The organism is Spirochaeta cellobiosiphila DSM 17781, from assembly GCF_000426705.1.
GTDB lineage: Bacteria > Spirochaetota > Spirochaetia > DSM-17781 > DSM-17781 > Spirochaeta_E > Spirochaeta_E cellobiosiphila.
Genome location: NZ_KE384557.1, coordinates 51,754 through 76,059, shown reverse-complemented (window position 1 = coordinate 76,059; position 24,306 = coordinate 51,754). Strand labels below are relative to the sequence as shown.

Sequence of the window (24,306 nt, the reverse complement as noted above, 5' to 3'; positions counted from 1 at the left end):
TTCCTATAACAAATTAACCAATTGGGCAATGAGATCTTCTTGGAGTGATTTATCCCATTGTGATGAATCAGTAGGTAAAATAAGATTATCATCAAACAAAACAGAATCTGATTTTATATCATGGAGTGACAAGAGAATTTGGGTTGGGATATTTTTGTTATCACCGTCTAATTCAAATTGGATTAACATTTTAATTAAATACTTAGCACCATTTTCAGAGGCCAAAGATTGAACATCTGTAGATATATTTTGAACTGATAAGGAATCCGCTTTAAGATAAGAACCTAGATTGAATACAATATAACCATTATCAAACAGGGCATTCATAATCTGACTTTCAAATTGTGACGCATATTCAATAGAAGCATCAGGGCCGCCTGTTTTATAGTATTCTTCTGTATCCATTAATACTGTCTGAGCAAAAAGAGTTGTAGATATACCTAAAAAGACTAATAAAAAAATTTGTTTAACCACAGGTTCACCTCAATTAGACCATCGGCAAACAAGAAAAGGTTCTAAACATTTTTTACAACCTCTGTTATGATTATAGAATGGAATTGAAAAAAAGAACCATCCTACTCATTGGAGCAGGATTCGCTGGCCGTCAGCTACTTCAGGAGATTAAACAAAAAGGACATCTTGGTAAAGCCCTTGCCTTTGTTGACGATGATCCTGATAAAATCGGTACTGATATAGACGGAGTCCCTGTCTATGGTCCTATTTCACAAATAAAAACTATAAATGAATCTGTACAGGCGGAAGAGGCAATAATAACAATACCTTCAGGTAGTCCAGATGATTTAAAGCGTATATATAATTCTTTGCAAGAATCAAATTTTATACAAATTCGATTACTTCCTAATGTTAGTCAAATTGTCAATGGAGAAGCGCATCTTATCCAGACAAGAGAAATAGATCCACAAGATTTGCTGGGCAGACCTCCTATATTTATAAACTTGAAAGAAAGCCTTTCCTACCTAAGAGGGAAAAGGGTTTTAATCACAGGAGCAGGTGGTTCCATTGGATCAGAATTAGCCCGTCAATTACTATCAGGAGGAGCGGAAAGGCTGTACCTATTTGGTCACGGAGAAAACAGTATTTACTTAATTGAGAAGGAATTAAGGCTTTTACAAAAAGGTGGAGTTGGAGAAAAAGCCACTATAGTTCCCATCATAGGAGAACTGAGAGATCAAGACTTCATGGATTTTATTCTAACGAGGTTAAAGGCAGATGTTATTTTTCATTGTGCAGCCCATAAGCATGTACCTTTAATGGAAGCTAATCCTGTTGAAGCTGTCATTAACAATGTATTTGGTACCTATCATTTGCTTAAAGCAGCAGAAAAAGCAAAAATACCTAAATTAGTACTAATCTCCACTGATAAAGCAGTAAATCCTAACAGTACCTATGGAGTCAGCAAATTCTTTGCAGAACAATTGGTATTATCCTCAGGAGGCCCAAATCAGGATTTCATGGTTGTTCGTTTTGCCAATGTATTGGGATCCAGAGGTAGTATACTCCCCTTATTTAAAGAGCAAATACTAACAGGTGGCCCCATTACAATCACCGATTCAAGGGCTACCAGATATTTTATGACCATCCCTGAGGCCGCAAGTTTAGTCCTTCAAGCCGGTGGAGTTGGACAAAACAGAGATCTTTATCTGCTCGACATGGGAGAACCCGTAAATATAGAAGATTTAGCAAGACAAATGACCACCTTTTATGGTTTTAAACCAGAACAGGATATTGCCATTAACTATATAGGCTTACGACCTGGAGAAAAATTATATGAGCGCCTATACTCCTCTTCTGAAGAAGTATTACCTACTCAGTATCATAAGCTAAACAAGATAATAAAGAAGACTCCCCAGATATCTATGGATGAGATATTAGAACAACTAAAGCCTATTTGTTTTTATGATCCACAGAAGACTCAGCTGTATCGTAATAGAAAAGCTTTAAGAGCAACACTTAATAAGTATGTACCGACTTTGGAGATCCCTGATAATGAACCAGAATATTAATTCCGTACCTTTTGCTAGACCTTTTATAGGGGAGGATGAGGAGGCAGCCGTTCTTAACGTCTTAAGATCAGGATGGTTAACAACAGGAAAACAGGCCATAGCTTTTGAAAAGGATATGGCAAGCTATATAAATTGTAGTCATGCCATCGCCGTTAATTCCGCAACAAGTGGTCTTCATTTAGCACTAAAAGCTTTGGGAATTCAACCTGGAGATAAAGTATTAACTAGTGTTTGGACCTTTACAGCCACAGCAGAAGTTATCAGATACCTTGATGCTGATCCTGTTTTTGTGGATATAGAACCTAATGGCTTCAATCTTGCTATAGATGAAGTGAAAACAAAATTAAATGAACATGACATTAAAACTATTATCCCTGTGCATATTGGTGGTGTTACCTGTGATATGGAGCAATTAACGGACCTCAAAGCTAGGCATGCCTTCACTATATTAGAAGATGCGGCACACAGCTTTCCCTGCCATAATGAGAAAGGGCAATATGCTGGAAACAGGGGAGATATTGGAGTCTATTCCTTTTATGCAAATAAAACGATTACTACTGGTGAAGGGGGAATGGTTATAACCAATCATGATGATATAGCGGAAAAAATAAAACTCTATCGTCTACATGGAATTAATAAAGATGCTTTTAATAGATATACTGATACGAAAGCGAATTGGGAATATGATGTAACAGTCCCTGGATATAAGTATAATTTAACAGATATAGCCGCAGCCTTAGGTCGGGTACAATTGCAAAAAGCTGAAACATTCAGACAGCAACGACAATCTATTGCTAATCAGTATAATTCTGTATTTGATCAATATGATTTCTTAACTTGTCCCCCAAATGGAGAGGGTAACTCATGGCACCTTTATGCGATAAAACTAAATTTGAGTAAACTCAACATAAACAGGAATGATTTCATCAATAAACTAAAAGAAGCAGGTGTAGGGACAAGTGTTCACTACAAACCATTACATATGATGACTTATTATAGAAATAAGTATGGACTTAAAGATACAGATTTCCCTCGAGCAACTAAAGCATTTGAAGAGATCATAAGCCTACCAATATTCCATGGTATGGATGAAGAAGAAGTTAACTATGTTATTAATTCTGTATTAAGTATTGGAAAATCCCACTATAAAGGTTGATGTATGGCATGGGATGAAGAACTGTATGCCCGCCTTAGGGGGGAACGAGAGAGTAGTAATGACATTAAAACTCCAATAGAAATAAAAATAGTTCGCTCAGACATAATGAAAGGAAGATTAACAGAAATCCAGTGGGGAGCTATTCCCAGAGGGATTGAGATTATCACAGCTCGGGATATTGAAGGATCAAACCTCCTCAGCTTTCCCTTTGGAAATATTCCCCTATTGGCAGATGAAGAAATCTCCTATTTAGGCCAGCCACTTGCCCTTGTTTGTGGAGAAGATGAGGCTTATCTTAATGATTTTATTAACCAAATCAAAATTATAACAGAAAAATCCATAGCTGATTATTTTTCAAAAACGCCTATGGAATCTCAAATATTCCATTCTCGACTCTGGGAAAGAGGTGATGTTAATGAGGCTTTTTCAAAAGCACATCAGCAGATAGAAGGTGAATACAGAATACCAACCCAGGTGATTGTTCCCTCAACAAGAATATGCTGTACAGGTACAATACAAGATAACATACTGTCCATCAGCTACCCCAATGGATGGCCTGAAATCGCTAATGATGTGATAAGCAAGGCTATTGGATATGATAAAAATCAGATAACGATAAGCCACTGCCATGAACGTTTACCATGGGATTCCGATATATGGTTTACCCACTTGTTAGGAGCATTAACATCATTGGCAGTGACAAAAACAAAACGCTCCTGTCGTTTAGCCTTAAGCTTCCAGGAAGCATGGTATTTTGGTCCTCGTCGTATACCTGCTGTCTTTCATATGAAAACAGCTCTAAATGAAGATAATAAAATCACAGCCATGGAAGTCCATTGTTCTGTTGATATAGGAGCTTTTGATTTATTAGGACAGGAAGTTCTCGATCGTATGCTTCTAGCCTCTATGGGTGTAAATTTCATTAAAAATGTTAGACTCTATGGGCAAGTGGTAAAAACCTCTACCCTTCCCAAGACTCCCTGTATTGGTTTTGGAACAGTACAGGGATCGTTTGCAAGGGAAATGCATCATAATAGAATAGCAGAACATATTCACCAAGACGGCTGGAATTACACTAAAGATATTATTAACAAGACAGGACATCGTTTTATTGGGGGGGCTTATATAAAAGAAGAAGGCTCTCACTTAAGCGTCATGGAACAAACAGTAGAACAATCTGATTTATTTAGAAAGTTCTATGCTTATGAATTAACGCGTAAACGTCGTCTGACACCTCATCAGGAAGGGGCATTTTTGAGAGGCATAGGTTTTAGTTCAGGATATCAAGGGAATGGATTTCTAAAAAACTTCCCCTTATCAGGGACAATAGATATTACTCTCAATTCAACAGGTATAGAAATATCACCTGAACCAAATCGCTGGAACCCCTTTTTATCAGAACAACTTATTCAAGACGGCAAAGCTATCTTTGAGATGAATGACGATAACATATACTATAAGAACAAAAAGGAATGTGACCTTGGACCACAGATCGGAGGTCGAAGTATTTCTATTATCTATAACCAGATTAAACAGGGATTTGGAAATATTCAAAAAAAACGTTTCCGAGAAGCCTTACCAATAAGTATTAGCAAGAGATATAGACGCTCCAGTAAGCGGGTTTATGACGGGGAACGTATGACTGGTTTACCTTTTCACGATTTAGCCTGGGGAAGTGCTGTTGTAGAGGTAGAAGTTGATCCTATTGGAATGGAAATCATCATTAAGGCCATTTGGTTAACCGTTGATCCAGGACAAGTATTAAATAGAAAACAAGCAAGAGACAGTTTGTTTGCCTCTACAATTGCCGCATTAAGCTGGGCCCTCTACGAAGATCCTCTGACACAGAATCCGGATTCTTTTGAACAAATATATGGAAAGAACCAACCTCCCGTACATATATTCTTCAAACATAGTGACAAAAAGAAACCAAAATCTTTAAGTGCCTTACCTTGGATACTTATTCCAGCGGCTTTAACAACAGCTGTAAACCAGGCCCTGGGAGTTAAACTTGATAGCCTTCCTCTGACAGCAGAAAACATAAAGAAACAATTGGAGAAATCATGAAAATATCCTTTATTCTCAATGGTGAAGATATTGAACTAGATTTATCCCATGAATTACCCCTATCCAGTATTTTAAGAGACCAGTTGATGCTAAAGGGAACAAAGGATCTTTGTAAAAATGGACACTGTGGATTATGTTCCATATTATTAGACGGTCAATTAGTGGCTAGTTGTATGATACCTGCTTTCAAAGTCAGAGGAAAGGAAGTTATAACCATTGAAGGCTTTCGAGAAACAGAAGACTTCAAAGACATTTATCAAGGATTTCTTAAGTCTGCCACTATTCCTTGTCCTCATTGTGCAACAAGTAGAGTCTTTACCATTCATAATTTGCTGGAAAAGGACATGAGACCTTCTAGAGAGTTGATTATTCATCATCTATCCCATATACATTGTGGTTGCATGGCTCCGGAGACCCTTATCCGTGTTGTTAGATCAGCAGGAGCATTTAGAGAAAGGCGCATAAATGGAAGGAACTAGAATTCGAATCCATACCCCCAAAACACTGGGAGAACTGGGACAACTTTATCAAAAAAAACCGAAGGCAATACTCTACGCAGGAGGAACCTACCTTCTTAGTCATTATAATGAAATCAATCCCTTCACAGGGGATATTATTTCTCTTGAGCGAATTGATGAAATGCGCAGACTAAACCGAACAGAAAGGTATTTTGAAATAGGAGCAACAGTACCAATTCCCTTTATACTAAATACGGGATCTTCTTATCTTCCTAAATGTCTCGTTAATTGTTTACAACAGATAGGGCCCATTGCCATACAATCCCAGGCAACACTGGGAGGAAACCTATGTGTAAAAACTATGCATTGTGATAGCTTGGCCGTTTTATTGGCATTAGGAGCAAGGTTAGAACTTCGTAAAGGACGGCAGAGTCGTTGGATCCATCTGAGCCAACTAATAGATAGTGAAGGACAACTGGACTTTAAAGAAGGAGAATTCCTCGTTCGTATAAGATTTCCTTTAGAAGAATGGGACAAACAGAGCTTTATCAAATTAGGTCAACCCTATCAGTTAGAACGTAGAGAGTATGTTCTATGTAATCTTATTAAAGTGGATAAAAATGTAATAATGGATATTCGTTTAGCATTAACTCAGGGTACACATAAGTCTATCAGAATAAGAAATTTAGAAGCTCAGTTAAAAGGGAAAAAAGTTCCTTTGGGAACCAAAGATATTAAGATACTGGAACAAGAAACAGCCATTGCTTTGGATTTTCCAACCAACACATCTAGTGGTGATCTAAGACGTATACACCAGATTTATAAAAACCTTTTCAGACAACTTCAGGACTGAACTTTACAGTCCCCTGTGGGATTGTTTATATTGATGGCAATAAGGGAGAAGATATGCCGGATTTCGTACACTTACATAACCATTCTGATTTTTCATTACTAGATGGCGCAGCAACCATCTCTAAACTAGTTGATCGTGCCAAAAGTTATGGAATGAAAGCTCTAGCCTTAACTGATCATGGAAATATGTTTGGTGTACTTAGATTTTACAAAGAATGTAAAGCAAATGATATTAATCCAATTATAGGCAGTGAGTTCTATATTGCTCCCGGATCAAGATTCGTTAAATCAGGATCAGATGATACGAGCAAATACTATCATATGGTACTCCTTGCTAAAAACTATGAGGGATATAAAAATTTAATGGTTCTCTCTAGTGCTGGATACACAGAGGGATTCTATTACAAACCTCGTATCGATGATGAAATCCTGGCCCAATACTCCAAGGATATTATATGTTTATCCGCCTGCCTTGCAGGAGAAATTCCTCAAAAACTGCTCAAAGGTCAGTATGAAAAGGCAAAAGAGAAGGCCTTATATTACAATTCCCTATTTGGAGAAGGAAACTACTATTTAGAATTACAGGACCATGGTATTCCAGAACAAAAAATAGTGAACGAACAGCTTATCAAACTCCATAAGGAAACAGGAATTCCCTTAGTGGTCACTAATGACATCCATTATGCAGATAAAGATGATGCCAATGCTCAGGACACGATGCTTTGTATTGGAACAAATAGAAAGAAAAAAGAAACGAACCGTATGTCTTTTGATGGAACAGAGTTCTACATGAAAAGCCCCGAAGAAATGGCCGCACTCTTTCCAGAGTATCCAGAGGCTATATCTAACACAGTACGAATAGCAGAAAGCTGTTCCATAGAATTAGAATTACCTGGACCATTATTACCAGATTATGAAATACCAGAATCTTTTGATACTGTTGATGAATACTTAAGACATCTCACCTATGAAGGCTTAAAAGAAAGATATACAGAAATCCCCCAAGAAATAAAGGATAGAGCCGATTATGAACTTGGTATAATTATTGGAATGGGATTCACAGGATATTTCCTTATCGTCTGGGATTTCATCAATTATGCAAAAGAAAATGATATACCTGTAGGGCCTGGTCGTGGGTCCGGTGCAGGTTCTATTGTCGCTTATGCCATGAAAATAACAGACATTGATCCTCTAAAATATAATCTGCTCTTTGAACGGTTTTTGAATCCAGAACGTGTTTCAATGCCTGACTTCGATATAGACTTCTGCTTCGAAAGACGAGGAGAAGTTATTGACTATGTAACACAAAAATATGGTTCTGATAAAGTGGGCCAGATAATCACATTTGGAACCTTAAAACCCAAAGCCGTTATAAAAGACGTTTGCCGAGTACTGGACATTCCCTTTGCGGAATCCAATATGATATCAAAATTAATTCCCGACGGACCCAAAGTCAAATTAAAGAGTGCTCTAGACGAGGAACCAAAACTAAAAAACCTCATGGATCAAGGGGGAGTCTACAAGGAATTAATAGAAACAGGATTAAAGCTTGAAGGACTTAATCGACATACCTCAACCCATGCCGCTGGAGTTGTAATAGGTAAAACCACCTTAACAGACTACGTCCCTCTATATAGAGATCCAAAGACAGGAGCCATATCAACTCAATTTACTATGGATCAATTGGAGGAATGTGGTTTAGTCAAGATGGACTTTCTTGGTCTTAAAACCTTAACCCTTATTAAGAATACAGAGAAATTAATACAAATGGGTATAAATCCAGATTTTGACTCTGATTCTATTTCTGAACATGACAAAAAAACATATAAAATGCTTGGTGATGGAAAATCCACTTGCGTCTTCCAGTTTGAATCCTCAGGAATGCAAAAAATCCTCAGAGACGCACAACCTGGTAATATTGAAGACTTGATAGCCTTGAATGCCCTCTATAGACCGGGACCTATGGCAAATATTCCCCAATTTGTTGACAGTAAGCAAGGGAGACAGCCTATAAGCTACCCTCACCCTAGTTTGGAAGAAATATTAAAACCTACCTATGGAGTTATTGTCTATCAGGAACAGGTTATGCAGGTCGTACAGATTATTGGGGGATTTAGTCTAGGTAAAGCGGATATTCTAAGACGGGCCATGGGAAAGAAAAAAGTCAAAGACATGGAAAAGATGAAAGTTGACTTTTTGAAAGGAGCCGCAGATAAGGGAATATCAGAAAAGAAGGCTTCAGAAATCTTTGATATGCTAGAACCCTTTGCGGGATATGGTTTTAATAAATCCCATGCGGCAGCCTATTCTGTATTAGCTTATAAAACGGCCTATTTGAGAGCCAACTATCCTGCAGAATTTATGGCAGCCAACCTGACCAACGAAATCAATTCTACTGAAAAGCTAGCCTATTATATCTCTGAATGTGATGAGATGGGAATTGAAATTCTTCCACCCAATATTAACCTTTCGGATAAATATTTTACCGTTGTTGATGGGAAGATTGTCTATGGAATGATGGGGATAAAGGGGATAGGATCTGCAGCTGTCGATGAGATAATCAAAGCTCGTAACGAAGGGGGCCCCTTTCAATCTATGGAAGATCTTATGGAAAGAGTCGAACTCAAGACTGTAAACAAAAAGGTCATCGAAGTGGGAATACTCTGTGGACTTTTTGATTCACTCAAACACAACAGAGCCACTTTTCTACATAATTTAGAGTTACTAACAGAACAAACTATCAATAAAAAAGATAGTAAAAAATATGGTCAATCAGGATTGTTTGATACTTGTGAGGAAGAAGTATTTCCCGATTTCATCTATGAAGAAAAAGAGGAATTATCCAAACAAGAAATGTTAGATCATGAAAAAGAGATCATAGGTTTCTATTTTTCCGGTCACCCTATGGATGAATATAAGGAAGAATGGGAAAAAAGATGCAATCTCGATCTCAGTAAAGCAGACAGAGCTAACGAACAAAAGCAATATAATCTCGTAGGAATGCTTAAAACCTTCAGAACTATTGTCACGAAGAAAGGTTCCAAAATGGCTTTTGCTCAGTTAGAAGACTATCGGGGACATATAGAAGTCATCTTCTTCTCAAAAGTATTTGAAGCCCATGAAGAATTATTAAGGGAAGGGGCCATTTTAGGTATAAAAGGAACTGTAGACCATTCCCGTGGGGAACCTAAATTCAAAGCTGAAGAAGTAACCAATCCTAGTGGTTTAGAAGAAAAACCAGCCACCGAATTACACATAACACTACGACAGGGAGAGCATAACGAGGAAGATTTAGTAGGCTTGCGTGATATTCTAATAAGCAATACGGGAGCTTGCCAAGTCTTCTTACATTACAAAAAAGAAGATACTGATTATGTCATCAAAGCCAGTCCCTCAATTACTGTGGGTGCAAGCAATCAAATTTTGGATGAAATAACGAAACAAGAAGGTGTTGAAAATGCATGGAGTCGTTAAAGGATTAAGGAGTCTATAATGTTAACAGGAAACCTATTTACTACACTAAATATATTAAGAGCTTTAATTTCAGCTTATTCAGTATTACTGGTCATTAGAATATTCCTCACTTGGTTTGGAGATTTTGCCCAAGGAGGCCCTATAGACTTTCTAGGTAAAATAACAGACCCCTACCTCAATATTTTTCGTAGAATACCTTGGCTTAGAATAGGAGTATTCGATATGAGTCCTGTCATAGGTTTACTTATACTTAGTATGACAGGTTCATTGTTGAATGCCATTATTTATACTGGAAAATTTACTTTGGGGATCGTTTTATCTATACTATTATCCGGTATATGGTCAGTAGCTCAATTTTTATTTCAGTTCCTTCTGATTGTTACTTTAATAAGATTAGTGTCTATCCATTTTTTTCAAAGCAATCATCCGATATGGATGAATCTGGACAGATTTTTTTATCCAATTGTTGATAAAATTAATAAGTTGAAACGTCGAGGAAATGATTTTAACGCTTATAGAAGTGATTTCTCCTACCCCAATGGTTTGATAGCAATCGCTGTTATTTCTCTGGCCATGTGGATAGGGGGCGCTTTTCTTATTTCTCTATTATCCAATTTTCTGATGACCTTACCTATTTAATGCGCTTATCTAATCTCAAAATAAATGTCAATGATCTCCATGGTGTCGGTAAAAATACCTCTCAACTATTGAGCAAACTAGGTATTATCAATATAGGGGAGTTATTGACGTATTTCCCTCGCGCCTATGAAGATAGACAAACAAAACGCTCCTTTAATCAACTGGAAACGGGTAAAGCCATAAATACTCAGATTACTGTCACAGGTAAAGAATTTTTTGGCTTTGGGAAAAAACGGACTTTAAAAATCTTTGTCACTGATGATACTGGAACAGCAAGCCTTGTATGTTTTGGTAGATCTTTTTTAGATAAACAGATACATATAGATGAGCAGTACTATTTGTATGGGCAATTCACCATTAAATATGGTGAACTCCAGTGTTCCTCCTTTGAATTAGAGCCAGTTACAGATAAGCCAAAAAATTTTGGAAAGATATTACCCTTATACTCCTTATCTGAAGGCTTAAGTCAAAAGACACTGAGAAAATTAGTCAAACAGGCACTAGATTTATACGGGAAAAGTCTGGAAGAGGAACTACCCCAATCCATATTAAGTAAAAATAATTTGCTGAACAATTCCATTGCCTTAAAATATATACATTTCCCAAACAACTGGCAGCAATATGAACAGGCCCGTAATTCTCTTGCGTACTTAGAATTGTTCAATATACAACTCAAAGCAGCATTGGATCGTTTTAACCGCAGAAATCTTAAACAAAAGGCCATAAAATCTAAAAACAAATTACAAGAACAATTGATTGATTCCTTACCTTTTTCATTAACGCCAGATCAATCACAAGCTATCCAGGATATCAATAACGACATATCTACCCCCCATCCCATGTACAGATTAATCCAAGGTGAAGTGGGAAGTGGTAAAACCCTGGTAGCCTTTCTCTCTGCCCTTAATGCTATTGAACAAGGATACCAAGTAGCCTTTATGGCCCCTACTGAACTACTCGCAAAACAGCATGGAGAAAATGCCTCACAGTTACTGATGCCCCTTGGAATCCGGATAGCCTTTATGTCTGGTAAATTAAAGATAAAACAAAGAAGCATTCTATTGGAAAAACTCAAATCCGGAGAAATAGATTTACTCATTGGAACCCATGCCCTATTCAGTTCGGATGTACAGTTTAAATCCCTTCGCTTGGTCATTGTAGACGAGCAGCACAGATTTGGTGTTGAACAAAGAAAAGAACTGGCTGCTAAAGGACACAATCCGGATGTACTATTAATGACAGCAACTCCCATTCCACGTTCCTTGGCACTAACGGCATTTGGAAACCTGGATATATCAACTATACAAACCATGCCAATGGGTAGAAAGAGGATTGAAACCCATTTAAGCAAACAAGATAGCGAACAAAAGGTCTATGACTTCATTAAAAAGGAATTAGCGAGTGGACATCAAGCTTATTTTGTTTATCCTTTAATAGATCAATCAGAGAAGCTGGATCTACTAGACGCTGAGAGCATGTATATAAAATTACAAAGTGAATTTGCTCCGTATCATTGTGGATTGATACATTCCAAAATTCAAGAAGACCTTAAAACTCAGACAATGAAAGAGTTTCAAGAGAATAAAATTCAAATATTGGTAGCAACAAGTGTCGTCGAAGTGGGAGTGGATGTACCTAATGCTACTTGTATAGTGATAGTTCATGCAGAAAGATTTGGCCTATCAACACTTCATCAGTTACGAGGAAGAGTGGGAAGATCAGAACTACAATCCTATGCCTTTCTAATCTATTCAACACCCTTATCTGAAGAAGCAAAACAACGATTAAAGATAATGAAAGAAACAAATGATGGATTCAGGATTTCCCAGGAGGATATGGCTATCAGAGGTCCAGGAGATATTACAGGTGTTAGGCAATCAGGGTTTATGAATTTTGTAATTGCAGATATTACAGTAGATGGGGATCTCCTTATTAAAGCCAGAGATGATGCGAACAGTATAATTAAAGAAGATCCTGATCTAGAAAATCCAGATAATTATTGTTTAAAATGGATACAGTAATAGTTAACACAAAACAACAATAGGGAACTTAATCACTCATTAAGCTACATAATTGTACGACAATAGATATTACAGTAAAACAGCGTTCTTTTATTTACTTATTATATAACGACTTACAACAAACAAACTATATTTTCCATAATGGCACCATATTTGCATATATCCTAATGGAGGCCTATGGTGAAGCCCTACGAAGTAGATATGGTGACGACCACATTGGGTATTGTCAAACCACTCAAAGTGACTAAAAATTGGGAAGGTTGCATTGAGCATATTAATCTAAACCCAAATGAAGAATATAGTCTTAAATTTCCATGGGGGTATCAAAAAACTCAACTTGATGAGCTACACTTCTACCCTAGTGGGAAAATAAACACAATATTGTTAAGTAAACGTGGTCAATTAGACGTAGCGACAGCGGTAGGAATGTTTCCCGTTTGGAATCGTCTTGAGTTTTGGCCTAATGGATTTTTGAAGAACTTTGATCCTGCTATGCCCGTTAAAATACCAACCCCGATAGGGCCGATTGACGTATTTGGTGGTCATAATGTATTTCCCAATGGAGAAAACCCTGTATGCTTAGATGATATGGGAAATATTACTAAAATTTATACGAGCCTAAGAGCGATTGAGATTCTAAGTCCGAGCAAGACATTAAGAGAATATATACCTATAAATTTCTGGCCAAACCAAAACAACAAATTACTTTGTCTGGATTTTACCAATAACTGTCTTGATATTAACAATCATGAAGTGGAAAACTTACCCTTAGACAGTTTGATTTGTTTTCTTAGAGAATTCCAATGTATGGATACTACTTTATCATATGAATAAATATTTTAGGGAAGTGTTAGGAAAATAGCAACGATCCATCCTATGGATAGAAAGGGAGCAAAAGGGATAGCTTTGTTTCTTTCTTTTTTTGCTAAATAAAACATACTTACAATTAAACCACTCAAAGAAGCACAGAACAAAAGAATAAAGTCTTGATATACATTAAGAAAGCCAGCCATCAGGGCTACGAGTTTTACATCCCCCAACCCCAACTTCCCTTTACTAACAAAGTGAAGCCCCAAAAAGCTGCCTCCCATAAGTAAGAGGGATACTATGTGGATGACAAGATTATGACTATCAGTTACCAGATAAAATAATAACAAAGGGAGGACTAAAGATAGTAACCATTTATCCGGTACTATCATATACTTTATGTCGTACCATGCTAAATAAAACCAAATGGGGATAGTAAGGAGAATGATCAAATTCATTTGGCTGTAACCATAACAAATTCTCCTTCTATACTGAAAGGGTTAGCACGGCTGACACTAACATCCATGATTTTACCAATCAGAGACAAATCATCTGACTTTATTCTAACATTGACTTTACCTTCCGTTCGTCCGATCAAATATTTGCCATCCCGAGACCGACCTTGAATCAAGACTGGAATCTCTTTATCTATCATACTAATATTATGAGCATAACTGGATTTCTTTAAGGATTCTGTCAATATTTCAAATCTTTTCTTTTTGTCATTCATGGAGACATTGTCTTCCCATTGATAGCTAGCAGCTCCCGGTCTTGGAGAATACTTGGCAATAAAAGCCATGTTGTACTTAAACTCTTCCATAGCTAGTACAGTATTAGCAAATTGTTCATCTGTTTCACCAGAAAAACCTACAATAATATCTGTAGTAATGGCTATATTAGGGATTTTATGTCTGGCATATTCTACAATTTGTCTGTACCTATCCATGCTATGCTTTCTATTCATTCGTATAAGGACTTTATCATCTCCTGATTGCAAAGGAAGATGAATCTGATTGGCAATAGAGGGATGAGCTGCTATTACATCTAATACTTCATTAGTCATATCCCGAGGATGGGGACTGGTAAAGTATATCCATAGTCTATGAGAGGCTTTATCACCCACTTCACCAATACGATGAAGTAATTCTGCAAAAGAAAGCTCTTGTCCCTTTTTATCTAGCCCATAGGAATTAACATTTTGACCTAATAATGTAATGGATGTATAACCTTTATTAATGAGGTCCCCGACTTCTTTTAAGATTTCCTCACTGGGACGACTAACCTCCCTTCCTCTTGTATAAGGAACAGCACAAAAAGAACAAAACTTATTACACCCATTTTGTATAGGGACAAAGGCATCAAAGGAGGAATCATAAGAGGCCTGGATGCTCCAGAACTCTGATTTAATGGGATCTAACCTCGCTGGACTAACAGAATGAATAGAAGGAACACCATAATGATTAAGGAACTCTGGTAGCTTCTCCATTTCTGCTGTGGGAAAAGATAAATCAAAAAGTTTTTCAAACTTAGTCATATCCTTTGGCAAGATACAGCCGGATACAAAAGTAATAATAGATTTCCTATCCTTTCGTAAATTCCAGTCATGAATCTTACTATAAACCCTGTCAATAGCAGCCTGGCGTACAGAACAAGCCATAACACCAAGGATATCGGCTTCTTCCTCATTATCTGTTTGTTTATATCCCATATTCGAAAATACAGTTTTAACTCTCTCAGAATCGCTCATGTTCATCTGACAACCTAAAGTCAAAACAAAATATTTCACATAAATCTCCTTAAAAAGTCAAAAATACATTTTATTACTGCCTAAGTCAACATTCCAGATACTATCAAATAGTTATTGAAATATAAAAAAAAAACAGTACAATTTGTACATGTATAAAATAATGCCTCTAACAGTAATGATGTTTCTTTCAGTAACATCGTGGTCCATTGATTTAACAAAACCTGATTTTCAAAGCCAATATAAAATTGTTTACTCTGAGAAAAGACACTCTGAAATGATTGTCTATGAGTTATTTAGTGCATTTGATGCTAATAAAATAAGTCTAGCCAAACTTTACAATATTATGACAGATTTTGACCAGTGGCCAAAACTTCTGAAAAGTGTAAAAGATGTTAAGTGGATAACTAGCAAAAAAACTATTGTTAATGATACAACCATTAGACACCATGCAAAATATAAAGTTAAAGCACCATGGCCAGTTAGATGGATAGAGGCGGAAGAAAGCTCTTTTTATATACAAACAAGAAGAGATGAGACACATATTGAATACACCTTTTATCCAGATTCCCACTTTACACAAGTTGGCACGAAACTAAAAGAAGGTCATGCAGAATTACGTTGGGACAAAGAAACACACCTCATCCATGGATACCTTTATATTGAAATCATTCCCCAGATAGATTTACTAATGAAAGTCACCGCTCCTTATGTGGCTAAAAGTATGGACAATATATTCAAGGGATTATTCGAAAAATACATAACTCCCCCTTAGCACATCTGTTCTTACCCATAAGACAGCTATCGCCCCCTATCCCACACCTGTGGGTAACAGGCCATGACACCTGTGGGTAACAGGCCATGACAGGGGTGGTGTTCTTAATCTACATTATCTCTGCTTATCTAATAACTTCTGGTCCTGCTGCAAACGAGAGGACTTACGAACCAACTCATCCACACTATTAAGTAATGTTTGAGCTTCCTCATATCTACCAGCATTAAATAAGGTAGCAAAGTTATTGTGAATACTGATGATATAGTTGTACTCATACATATCTAAGATTGACTTTACTTTGGCTATCTTTAAAATATCAGGATCCGCTGATTTTAAAAAATGATAAGCCTGTTTCATCCCTTCACTTGTCTCTATTCGTTTAGCTTCTTTACTATATAAATAGGTTGTATATTCATTAATCTGGGACTTTGATAAATCTTTTTCCACAGACTTTAAATATTGGCGTGCTGTTTCAAAATCTCCGTTTTTTAATATAGTCTGCAAATCGTCAGTCTTCATCATTTTATCAATTTTATCCCTATTGATTTGATCGATTTGTATCGTGTTTTTATACTGGCTCCACTCATTCTGAGCCTTTTGTGTTTGCTTATTGTTTATGAGACTAACAAGCCTGTTATACACAAGAATTCCTGCAACTTCCTTTACTTCATTAAAATGAGGAAACTCTTCTTCAACCATTTTCATGGCTGATATGCCCTGAAGATATTGATTCCGCATATTAAGAAAAGCTCCCCAGTTCTTGAAGGTATCCTCTAAAAATTGCTCAGATTCAGGTGTTTGTTCTAACGCATTTCTAGTCATTGCTAGAGGAACAGTTTGATCAAACTTCTGTTGTCTTTGTAATAGACTTATCTGATTTGATAAAATAAAACCCAATAGTTCTTTATCTGAGACGTCCCATCTCTTAGTATAATGACCAGGAGGCACATAACTAAAACCTGTTATATCACCAAAAGCATTGGTGAACTCTTTCTTTTCCCCCGGGTTAAAACCATATTTTGTAGTTGTTTCAATATCTATAATTTGATCATTAACATAAATACTGCAAAAAGCGTGATCAGGGGTGGCAACGGGCACGATAGTAATACCTGCTTTTTCTGCCATATACATATACATAACACTGGAAGATACACAATTGAAAATTCCATCATTGTATAGAATAGTTAATCTGGTCTCCTCCTCTCTATATTTCTTAAATATACTATTGTGCAAAATAAGCAACAAAGCTTCAGCCCGCTTTGACACACTAGGTTCTGTCAGTAGCTCATCAATAATAGGATTGCTATAATTATGGATGGCCTTAACCCATTTCGGAACATCTTTTGAATCAACGCCACTAAATAACAAGGCGAGTTTCAAGAAATCTTCAGGATCCAAGGGACTCATATCCTTTCCTTTACTAACGATATAAGGATCAACCTTGTAGATTTCACTATATATAGGTTGTGACACGATGAAAAATGTCATGATTGTTAAAGGTAATACAAATTTATTTATCATACTTATAATCTAGGCAAGTCGTAGCAAATGAGCAAGGACTTTGTTATACTCCTCACACTTATGAGACTTCTTTTTATCACTTATATATTTTTCACATCCATCTTTTTAACTTTTTCACAAAAGGTTGATTTTTGGACAGATCTGCCAACAGAAGATTGGTTAACCAACATGGTAGAGGAAATGACCCCTGAAGAAAAATTGGGTCAAATATTGCTATTAGGATATGAAGGTGAGACTCCCAATAGAGATATCATGAACTGGATTTCCCAAAAACATTTGGGCGGAGTAAAAATATTCGGATGGAATGCTGATAATTTGAAAACCCTAACAGAAGCTATTTCAACAATGCAAGAAGCTAGTCAGTCAACACGATTAAAGATCCCCCTTTTTACAGCTACAGACCAAGAAGGAGGATGGGTTAGACATATACGAGGAACCACAAGTATTACTCCCGGAAATATGGCGATTGGTGCGACAGGGATTCCAGATGATGCTCTTCTTACAGGTTATTATATTGGACGTGAGCTCCGTACTCTTGGAATTAATATGAACTTTGCCCCTACTGTTGATGTTTATACAAATCCAGAAGCCCATGTCATTGGCCCGAGGGCCTTTAGTGATAACCCCTATCAGGTGGCCTTATTAGGATTAGGCTTTTATTATGGTCTTGAAAAAAATAGAATCATCGCTACAGCAAAACATTTTCCAGGTCACGGTCATGCAGACAAAGACTCACATGGAGATCTTCCCTTAATTGATAGGACATTAGAAGATCTTGAAGCAATAGATTTGGTGCCATTCCGCTTCCTTATCGAAGAGAATATTCCTGCCATTATGAGTGGGCACTTAGCATATCCCCAAATAACAGAAAAGGTGGAACCAGCTAGTCTATCCTATGAACTAAGTCAAACTTTGTTAAGAGAACACATGTCCTATGATAATATACTTATTACGGATGACCTCTATATGGGAGGAGCTCAAACAACAGGTATTACCTTTCCTGATATTGGAGTCGAAGCAATTAATGCAGGTAATGACATATTACTTATATCCCAAACACCTTACTTACATAATATAGTATGGAGAAGACTCCTCGAGGAATATAACAAAAATGATGCTTTTAAAGTACGTGTCAATGAATCAGTAAAAAGAATACTGAGGATAAAAAGGCAGTATCTATATGAGGACGACCGCGTTCCTTTAAACCCGTCGCCTCAATCTATTGATAGCCATATACCCGATCCTGATGGATCAAAGTTTTTCAAAGACCTCGCCCAAAGAGCCGTTACACTCATAAAAGGGGATAAAGAAAAGCTAGTCATAAAGCCGGATCTTATCATTAGTCAATATTCCTATGCTCTGAATTATGGAACCCATTTATGGCCAGGAGCACGAACGTTATATTATTCGTACAATCCGTTTTACTCTTATTCCCAAAGAGAATTCCAACAAATCAAAAATAATGTTCGAAGGGCTAAATCGGTTCTGTTTGTCATGGCCACACCTGGTAGTTATGAGATATTAACCCAATTGGAGGAATATAAAGATAAAATTACTGTCCTAAGTTTAATGACACCTATATATTTTCGATTTATGCCATGGATAGAAAAAGGAATAGCTGTATACGGTAGTGGGAATGAATCTATCAAAGCAGGAATTGATACATTACATGGTGATTTGAAACCTACAGGATATATCCCCATCGAGGTGAATTGATGTGGTATAAGGTAGATGCTTCCCTTAAAAATCAGCTACAACAACAACTATTGTCTAATGAATCCCGATATATCATGGCTGTGGATTATTTTATCCAAAATGATAAGCACTATAAGGATTTTTGGATAGACGATGAAGGAAGCTGTTTATTACTAACACAAGATGGTAGACTCTTGCCGTATTTTCGTTCTATTTCTGATTATAATTTTGAATTGCCCAAAAAAATCCTACAAAAAAAATCACAGATTAAAGCTGTAGCTGGAATAGAAAAAGATGTCTTAAAAATTAACGAAATCATAAAACCTCAACATTTTGTTAATCAATATTATTATCTAAAAACGAAAGAAGAATTGGACAGTTATTACTGTGAACAGGTAAGGATAATTGAAGAATGGGAAGCAGAGCAAATACATTATCTACAGTGGTTATATGAAAAAGAGGAACTACACATCCCGGGATATTATTATTCTCAAGAAATTAGCTTAAAAGTTTTTAAGAAATCCTTAGCACAATACACTCACCTATTATATGAGGATAAGGATACCCCTTTAGCTAAAGGTAATATCAATAGTAGAGGGTGGAACTGGAATCAGCTCGGAGGTATCTATACACATTATAATCACAGAAATCGTGGATTAGGTGCTATTATTGTTAAATCCTTACTGTCTCTAAGTAAAGAAGATAATAAATCTGTTGTTTTATTTGTTAACAAGAAAAATCTTTGTGCTAATTATCTGTATAATAATTTAAAATTTACTCATAATGACAACTTCGCTATTAGCTATTATAATTAGAAAACTTTTTTCATAGGATAGACACAGTGAAAATATTAATGGCAGTAACAGAGGCTGTCCCTTTTGCAAAGTCAGGAGGACTAGCAGACATGGTACCCGCCTTGAGTGCGGCCCTAATAAAAAAAGGACATGAAGTAATTATCTTTATGCCTCTATATGGTTTTATTGACAAAAGCCGGATAGAGCCTCTAAAGCAGTGGCAAGAACAGATATTTTCTACTCACTATAATAATATCCAATATTTATTTTGGGATTCAAGTAATTTTAGTTATAGAAATGAGCTCTACAATGAAGAAGGTATAGATTATGAGGATAATATTAAGGCATTCTCATCCTTTTCTAAAATAGTCCTTGAGTACTGTAATACCACAAATGACTTTGATATTATACATATCCATGACTGGATGTTAGGAACTCTACCTATATATAAAAAGACCAAATATCCAGAATTAACTGCTAAAACAATTATAACCATTCATAATATTGGTTACCAAGGTATCTTCCATATAAAAGAACTACCGATTCTGGGTATCGATGAAGGTGAGGCTTTCTATTATGGTTTGATAAAAGATGACATGATTAATTTTCTACATGCCGGTATATCCACTTCTGATTATATAACTACTGTATCTCCTACTTATGCAGAAGAAATCCTGGAAGAAGAATATAGTTTTGGTTTGGGAAAAACAATAAGGTCCAGAAATCATCGTTTGTTCGGAATCTTGAATGGAATTGATATTGATAATTGGAATCCCTCAACAGATCCTCTGATTGAATATACTTTCACAGAGGAATCACTAAACAGGAAAGAAAAGAATAAGCTAGCCTTACAAAAGGAATTAAACTTATCGATTGATTCTAGTAAGATCCTGGTAGGTAGTATTGGTCGTTTAGTCCATCAGAAAGGGATAGAACCTCTGGTTGAAGATAATGGAAAACTTTTTACAAGAATTCTGAATAGTTTTGTAGATCTGCAATTTGTGATATTAGGTTCTGGAATTACAGAATGGGAGAATGTGCTAACCAACTTATCTCATAAACATCATAATTTATCTGTTATAAATGATTTTGATAATGCTTTGGCCCATAGGATTGAAGCTTCTGCTGATGTTTTTTTCATGCCCAGTCTCTATGAGCCATGCGGTCTTAACCAAATGTATTCAATGCGCTATGGAACAATTCCTCTTGCTTCTCGAACAGGAGGACTATGTGATACGATTGTTGATGTATATGAAGATAAGGAAAATGCAACGGGAGTATTATTTAACTCTGATTCTGATTATTACAGTGTTTTTCAAAATGTTAAAGAAACATTATTTGATAACAAACCTCTTATGTTTGATATCAGACTGAGAGCTATGAAAATTGATTTTTCATGGATAAAAAGTGCACAGGAATATGAGAGACTTTATATAAAGGCTAAATCCAGATAAAGGTAATCTTTGACATACCCTTGTTTTTCAAAATAGTATAGGTAACTTTGACCTGTCGACGTTAGTGAAAATTCACCCCAATCAATGCTTTCTTTATATAGTATCTCATCACACAAAAGAATAGCTTTTTTATTTCCATACCAACAGATGAGAGCCAATGTATTCTCTTCTGTATTCCTATCAATCATCATTGTTGACTTGTAGAGAGGTAATTCTTCTTGAGAATAAATCTCTAGCATATCAGATAACGGACCATAGACTTCAATAGATATGGTAGGTATGGCCATTAATGTTTTGTTCACATTAACAATTAAATATTCTTCACTATCAAAGGCATAAGGAATCTCTATAGAAAATTCTGTTCCCTTCTGTAAAAGTGATTGGACATTGATTGTTCCTTGCAATTTTTGTTCGATAGTGTTACGAATAATTTCAATACCTAATCCTCTACCTGCCATGGAATTAACTTCATTCTGTGTGCTTAAACCTGGTATACTTATGAGGTCAATTAAACTTTTATCATCATTATCTTTTATATTTTGACTGGCTAGAGCCTTAATCTTTGCTCTATCAATTCCCTTACCATCATCCTTATAGTTAATGACCAATCGATTATTTTTTATTTCTATATTAATACTAATAGTAGCTATTTGAGGTTTTCCCGATTCTCTTCGTTGTTCTGCATATTCAATACCATGTGCTAAAGAGTTACGTATCAAATGAATAAAAACGATATCCAACTCACTCAGAACACTTTGATTCAATTCAAGTTTTCCATTCTCGACGTTAAGAATTACTCTTTTACCGAGATGGTCTGCTAAGTCCTTAATTCTATTTTGGTATTTAGAAAAGAACTCATTAACGGTTATATTGGTTAAATTATCAATGGATTTGGTAAAGATTCTATAGGCATGATCAAGTCTTTTTTCTTTTCTTAGTTTTGATATGATAAAAAAGTGATATTGACGCTGAAGGTACTTTATTTTATTAGCATTTGAGTCATAACTATCATTATTGATCAATACATCAAAAACATCTGCCTCATAGGGACTGGTTAAACTAGTATATGGTAAACTTGTTATATCAATGGATGCTATATTGTCTACATCTATTAATGATTTTATATGATTAGATACATATTTTGTGGTAGCATAAATATCATAGGTTCTACTTTGATTATGTATGGCAATGCTAGGCTCTATTCTTATGATTTGCATGTTTTGTTCAAGAATGTTTACAACAAGAAAAGCTCTTGCATAGGGCATTATTTCAAAGGGATCAATAGTAAACCTTATTCTGAATAGAGTTTCTCCTCTATAAATAGATTCCTTTAGTAATTTATCTTCAAATTCATCTGAACTTTTCGAATGACTGCTTTCAAAATAAGCCAATGATTGTAAATCATCAATTTGTTTTTTAACCTTAATGACATAATCATCGTTAATAGGTACAGCACCTATGTTGTTTAAGAATGTTTCGAGGTTATGAGCCTGTTCAGCTAATTTATTTTGTCCCGCAAAAGAGTAGGTGGATTTTATATTATGGGCAAGTCTAAAAGCTTCTTTTCTATCAAATTCCCCTGTATTCCAATATTTATTTATTAATCCATAGATACTAGTTATAAATTGTTTTTTATTGACAGTCTCATTATCTCGTATTGACACGCATGGACATCCTGATTTGTTTTTCTAATAAAGTTGCACTAAATCTTATCTCATTATTAAGATCGCGTTTAGCTTCTTGAACTATATAATTCATCATAGGATTTGCTCCTATCTTTAAACAAGCTTCTAATATCTCTTTTCTTATTGATGAATCACTTTTTTTAAAGATTAGTCCTAGTTCTGGAATGGCCCGATTCATCTTAAGCTTAGCTATGGATTGTATGACAGTTCGAACAACACTCATATCTTTATCAACCAATCCTTTTCTTAGGTAGGTATAAGAAGTCATCTTTCCTGACAGCCCAAGCTGTCTAGCTGCATATTTTCGTATAGTTGAGGTAGAACCTTTGATTAGTAAATCGCCCATAGATAATATATCTATTTCATTATACCCATTAACCCTGGATTTAATAACGGAAGATGAAGATTTTAATGACGTATACGCGTCATGAATCTTACAAAAAAGTAAAGTATTCTGTTGTCCATGATCTGGATGATATTGCTTAGCTAGTTTGCGGTACGCCATCTTTATGGATTCTAGATCACTACCATAGGGTACTCCCAATATTTTATACGACTCAGCTATTTGCATAAACAGTCTCCTACTTTTATAATTCCTATAACTATTTACTCATATATTATCGGTTGGGAACAATGGTTAATTTACAATAAACCTTGACCCATGATAGATATTATTAGTTCTACTTCTCCTAAGGTAATCCCAACTTTTGAAGATATAACATCAGGACTAAAGCCCTGTCTATATAATTTTATGACTTGTTCTTTGTGACTTTCTATTTTTGTTTGTCCTAAATCTTTTACACTTTCGATAGGATCCGCTTTTTGCTTCAGAATAGGTTTTTCTACTAATTTAGAGAAATCTACTAATTCTTGTTTAGGAATTTTTTTGGGGGATAAGTTCTTGTTTAGATTATCAGCTTGAGCAATTAGACTCTTTATTTTATGTATTCTATCCTCTAGAATACCAATATTTCTATCTGTAATGGTATTTATTTCTTTTATAATATCATCAATCTCACTACGAATTTCCAATAAGAGATTATGAGGATTGAGATTCTTACGTATATAATAGCGTATGTATAGGAAACCCAATACTTGTATACCTATAATTATAGTTGTAATAATAAAATATTTCATTAG

General features: G+C 35.8%; 20 protein-coding genes. 13 read left to right on the top strand and 7 right to left on the bottom strand.

Features of this window, described 5'->3' with window-relative positions:
- Positions 1-3 precede the first annotated feature (3 nt).
- On the bottom strand, positions 4-474 hold the full coding sequence (locus K345_RS0115275) for a hypothetical protein (protein ID WP_028974914.1): 471 nt from the start codon (positions 472-474) through the stop codon (positions 4-6).
- Positions 475-551: 77 nt separating this feature from the next.
- Here K345_RS0115275 and K345_RS0115270 point away from each other — a divergent pair, with 77 nt between their 5' ends.
- The 9 genes from K345_RS0115270 (at position 552) to K345_RS0115230 (ending at position 13,525) form a co-directional block, all read left to right on the top strand.
- Positions 552-2,024 (top strand): polysaccharide biosynthesis protein, encoded by a 1,473-nt coding sequence (locus K345_RS0115270; protein WP_028974913.1) that lies wholly within the window; start codon positions 552-554, stop codon positions 2,022-2,024.
- Positions 2,008-3,180 (top strand): DegT/DnrJ/EryC1/StrS family aminotransferase, encoded by a 1,173-nt coding sequence (locus K345_RS0115265; RefSeq protein WP_028974912.1) that lies wholly within the window; start codon positions 2,008-2,010, stop codon positions 3,178-3,180. Before K345_RS0115270 ends, K345_RS0115265 begins: the two co-directional genes overlap by 17 nt.
- Before the next feature lie 3 nt (positions 3,181-3,183).
- Positions 3,184-5,247, top strand: coding sequence for a molybdopterin cofactor-binding domain-containing protein (locus K345_RS0115260; protein ID WP_028974911.1), 2,064 nt, complete (start codon positions 3,184-3,186; stop codon positions 5,245-5,247).
- Complete coding sequence (locus K345_RS0115255) at positions 5,244-5,726, top strand: (2Fe-2S)-binding protein (RefSeq protein WP_028974910.1); 483 nt, start codon at positions 5,244-5,246, stop codon at positions 5,724-5,726. Before K345_RS0115260 ends, K345_RS0115255 begins: the two co-directional genes overlap by 4 nt.
- The gene (locus tag K345_RS0115250) at positions 5,713-6,558 is read left to right on the top strand and encodes an FAD binding domain-containing protein (RefSeq protein ID WP_028974909.1); all 846 of its coding nucleotides are present in this window, start codon (positions 5,713-5,715) and stop codon (positions 6,556-6,558) included. The genes K345_RS0115255 and K345_RS0115250 overlap by 14 nt, the downstream gene beginning before the upstream one ends.
- A gap of 53 nt (positions 6,559-6,611) precedes the next feature.
- A complete protein-coding gene (gene dnaE, locus K345_RS0115245; RefSeq protein ID WP_028974908.1) occupies positions 6,612-10,031 on the top strand; it encodes a DNA polymerase III subunit alpha in 3,420 nt (1,139 codons plus the stop codon).
- Positions 10,032-10,049: 18 nt separating this feature from the next.
- On the top strand, positions 10,050-10,670 hold the full coding sequence (locus K345_RS0115240; protein WP_028974907.1) for a YggT family protein: 621 nt from the start codon (positions 10,050-10,052) through the stop codon (positions 10,668-10,670).
- The gene (recG, locus tag K345_RS21330) at positions 10,670-12,691 is read left to right on the top strand and encodes an ATP-dependent DNA helicase RecG (protein WP_037572776.1); all 2,022 of its coding nucleotides are present in this window, start codon (positions 10,670-10,672) and stop codon (positions 12,689-12,691) included. Before K345_RS0115240 ends, recG begins: the two co-directional genes overlap by 1 nt.
- Before the next feature lie 180 nt (positions 12,692-12,871).
- The gene (locus tag K345_RS0115230) at positions 12,872-13,525 is read left to right on the top strand and encodes a hypothetical protein (RefSeq protein ID WP_156888433.1); all 654 of its coding nucleotides are present in this window, start codon (positions 12,872-12,874) and stop codon (positions 13,523-13,525) included.
- Positions 13,526-13,530: 5 nt separating this feature from the next.
- Here the strand turns inward: K345_RS0115230 and K345_RS0115225 are convergent, their stop codons facing one another.
- Both K345_RS0115225 and miaB read right to left on the bottom strand, forming a co-directional pair.
- Positions 13,531-13,956, bottom strand: coding sequence for a prepilin peptidase (locus tag K345_RS0115225; RefSeq protein ID WP_028974905.1), 426 nt, complete (start codon positions 13,954-13,956; stop codon positions 13,531-13,533).
- On the bottom strand, positions 13,953-15,284 hold the full coding sequence (gene miaB / locus K345_RS0115220) for a tRNA (N6-isopentenyl adenosine(37)-C2)-methylthiotransferase MiaB (protein WP_028974904.1): 1,332 nt from the start codon (positions 15,282-15,284) through the stop codon (positions 13,953-13,955). The genes K345_RS0115225 and miaB overlap by 4 nt, the downstream gene beginning before the upstream one ends.
- 109 nt (positions 15,285-15,393) lie before the next feature.
- Here miaB and K345_RS0115215 point away from each other — a divergent pair, with 109 nt between their 5' ends.
- On the top strand, positions 15,394-16,017 hold the full coding sequence (locus K345_RS0115215; RefSeq protein ID WP_156888432.1) for a hypothetical protein: 624 nt from the start codon (positions 15,394-15,396) through the stop codon (positions 16,015-16,017).
- A 114-nt stretch (positions 16,018-16,131) separates the two neighbouring features.
- On the opposite strand, the gene K345_RS22510 is transcribed toward K345_RS0115215, so the two are convergent.
- Positions 16,132-17,538: a hypothetical protein gene (locus tag K345_RS22510; protein WP_028974902.1), complete on the bottom strand. Its 1,407-nt coding sequence runs from the start codon at positions 17,536-17,538 to the stop codon at positions 16,132-16,134.
- Between the two features lie 27 nt (positions 17,539-17,565).
- On the opposite strand from K345_RS22510, the gene K345_RS21320 reads away from it, so the two are divergent.
- Genes K345_RS21320 through K345_RS0115195 form a run of 3 tightly spaced genes read left to right on the top strand, consistent with a single transcriptional unit; the run spans position 17,566 to position 21,481 of the window.
- Positions 17,566-19,254: a glycoside hydrolase family 3 protein gene (locus K345_RS21320; RefSeq protein ID WP_083963800.1), complete on the top strand. Its 1,689-nt coding sequence runs from the start codon at positions 17,566-17,568 to the stop codon at positions 19,252-19,254.
- Positions 19,254-20,048: a GNAT family N-acetyltransferase gene (locus K345_RS0115200; protein WP_028974901.1), complete on the top strand. Its 795-nt coding sequence runs from the start codon at positions 19,254-19,256 to the stop codon at positions 20,046-20,048. Before K345_RS21320 ends, K345_RS0115200 begins: the two co-directional genes overlap by 1 nt.
- A gap of 26 nt (positions 20,049-20,074) precedes the next feature.
- The gene (locus tag K345_RS0115195; protein WP_028974900.1) at positions 20,075-21,481 is read left to right on the top strand and encodes a glycogen synthase; all 1,407 of its coding nucleotides are present in this window, start codon (positions 20,075-20,077) and stop codon (positions 21,479-21,481) included.
- Here the strand turns inward: K345_RS0115195 and K345_RS0115190 are convergent.
- From K345_RS0115190 to K345_RS0115180, 3 genes are all read right to left on the bottom strand, one after another.
- Positions 21,457-23,145 carry an ATP-binding protein gene (locus K345_RS0115190; RefSeq protein WP_028974899.1) on the bottom strand — a complete coding sequence of 563 codons (1,689 nt, stop codon included), beginning with the start codon at positions 23,143-23,145 and terminating at the stop codon, positions 21,457-21,459. The two genes, K345_RS0115195 and K345_RS0115190, sit on opposite strands and share 25 nt — an antisense overlap.
- Entirely contained in the window at positions 23,129-23,737 is a 609-nt protein-coding gene (locus K345_RS0115185) for a DnaJ domain-containing protein (protein WP_028974898.1), read from the bottom strand. The genes K345_RS0115190 and K345_RS0115185 overlap by 17 nt, the downstream gene beginning before the upstream one ends.
- Before the next feature lie 71 nt (positions 23,738-23,808).
- Positions 23,809-24,303, bottom strand: coding sequence for a DUF6115 domain-containing protein (locus tag K345_RS0115180; protein WP_028974897.1), 495 nt, complete (start codon positions 24,301-24,303; stop codon positions 23,809-23,811).
- Positions 24,304-24,306: the final 3 nt, after the last annotated feature.

What these genes read in the sequence shown, in the direction of transcription:
- K345_RS0115270 (WP_028974913.1), top strand. Translation starts at nt 552, where the DNA reads ATGGAATTGAAAAAAAGAACCATCCTACTCATTGGAGCAGGATTCGCT.
- K345_RS0115265 (WP_028974912.1), top strand. Translation starts at nt 2,008, where the DNA reads ATGAACCAGAATATTAATTCCGTACCTTTTGCTAGACCTTTTATAGGG.
- K345_RS0115260 (WP_028974911.1), top strand. Translation starts at nt 3,184, where the DNA reads ATGGCATGGGATGAAGAACTGTATGCCCGCCTTAGGGGGGAACGAGAG.
- K345_RS0115255 (WP_028974910.1), top strand. Translation starts at nt 5,244, where the DNA reads ATGAAAATATCCTTTATTCTCAATGGTGAAGATATTGAACTAGATTTA.
- K345_RS0115250 (WP_028974909.1), top strand. Translation starts at nt 5,713, where the DNA reads ATGGAAGGAACTAGAATTCGAATCCATACCCCCAAAACACTGGGAGAA.
- dnaE (WP_028974908.1), top strand. Translation starts at nt 6,612, where the DNA reads ATGCCGGATTTCGTACACTTACATAACCATTCTGATTTTTCATTACTA.
- K345_RS0115240 (WP_028974907.1), top strand. Translation starts at nt 10,050, where the DNA reads ATGTTAACAGGAAACCTATTTACTACACTAAATATATTAAGAGCTTTA.
- recG (WP_037572776.1), top strand. Translation starts at nt 10,670, where the DNA reads ATGCGCTTATCTAATCTCAAAATAAATGTCAATGATCTCCATGGTGTC.
- K345_RS0115225 (WP_028974905.1), bottom strand. Translation starts at nt 13,956, where the DNA reads ATGAATTTGATCATTCTCCTTACTATCCCCATTTGGTTTTATTTAGCA.
- K345_RS0115215 (WP_156888432.1), top strand. Translation starts at nt 15,394, where the DNA reads ATGTATAAAATAATGCCTCTAACAGTAATGATGTTTCTTTCAGTAACA.
- K345_RS22510 (WP_028974902.1), bottom strand. Translation starts at nt 17,538, where the DNA reads ATGATAAATAAATTTGTATTACCTTTAACAATCATGACATTTTTCATC.
- K345_RS21320 (WP_083963800.1), top strand. Translation starts at nt 17,566, where the DNA reads ATGAGCAAGGACTTTGTTATACTCCTCACACTTATGAGACTTCTTTTT.
- K345_RS0115200 (WP_028974901.1), top strand. Translation starts at nt 19,254, where the DNA reads ATGTGGTATAAGGTAGATGCTTCCCTTAAAAATCAGCTACAACAACAA.
- K345_RS0115185 (WP_028974898.1), bottom strand. Translation starts at nt 23,737, where the DNA reads ATGCAAATAGCTGAGTCGTATAAAATATTGGGAGTACCCTATGGTAGT.
- K345_RS0115180 (WP_028974897.1), bottom strand. Translation starts at nt 24,303, where the DNA reads ATGAAATATTTTATTATTACAACTATAATTATAGGTATACAAGTATTG.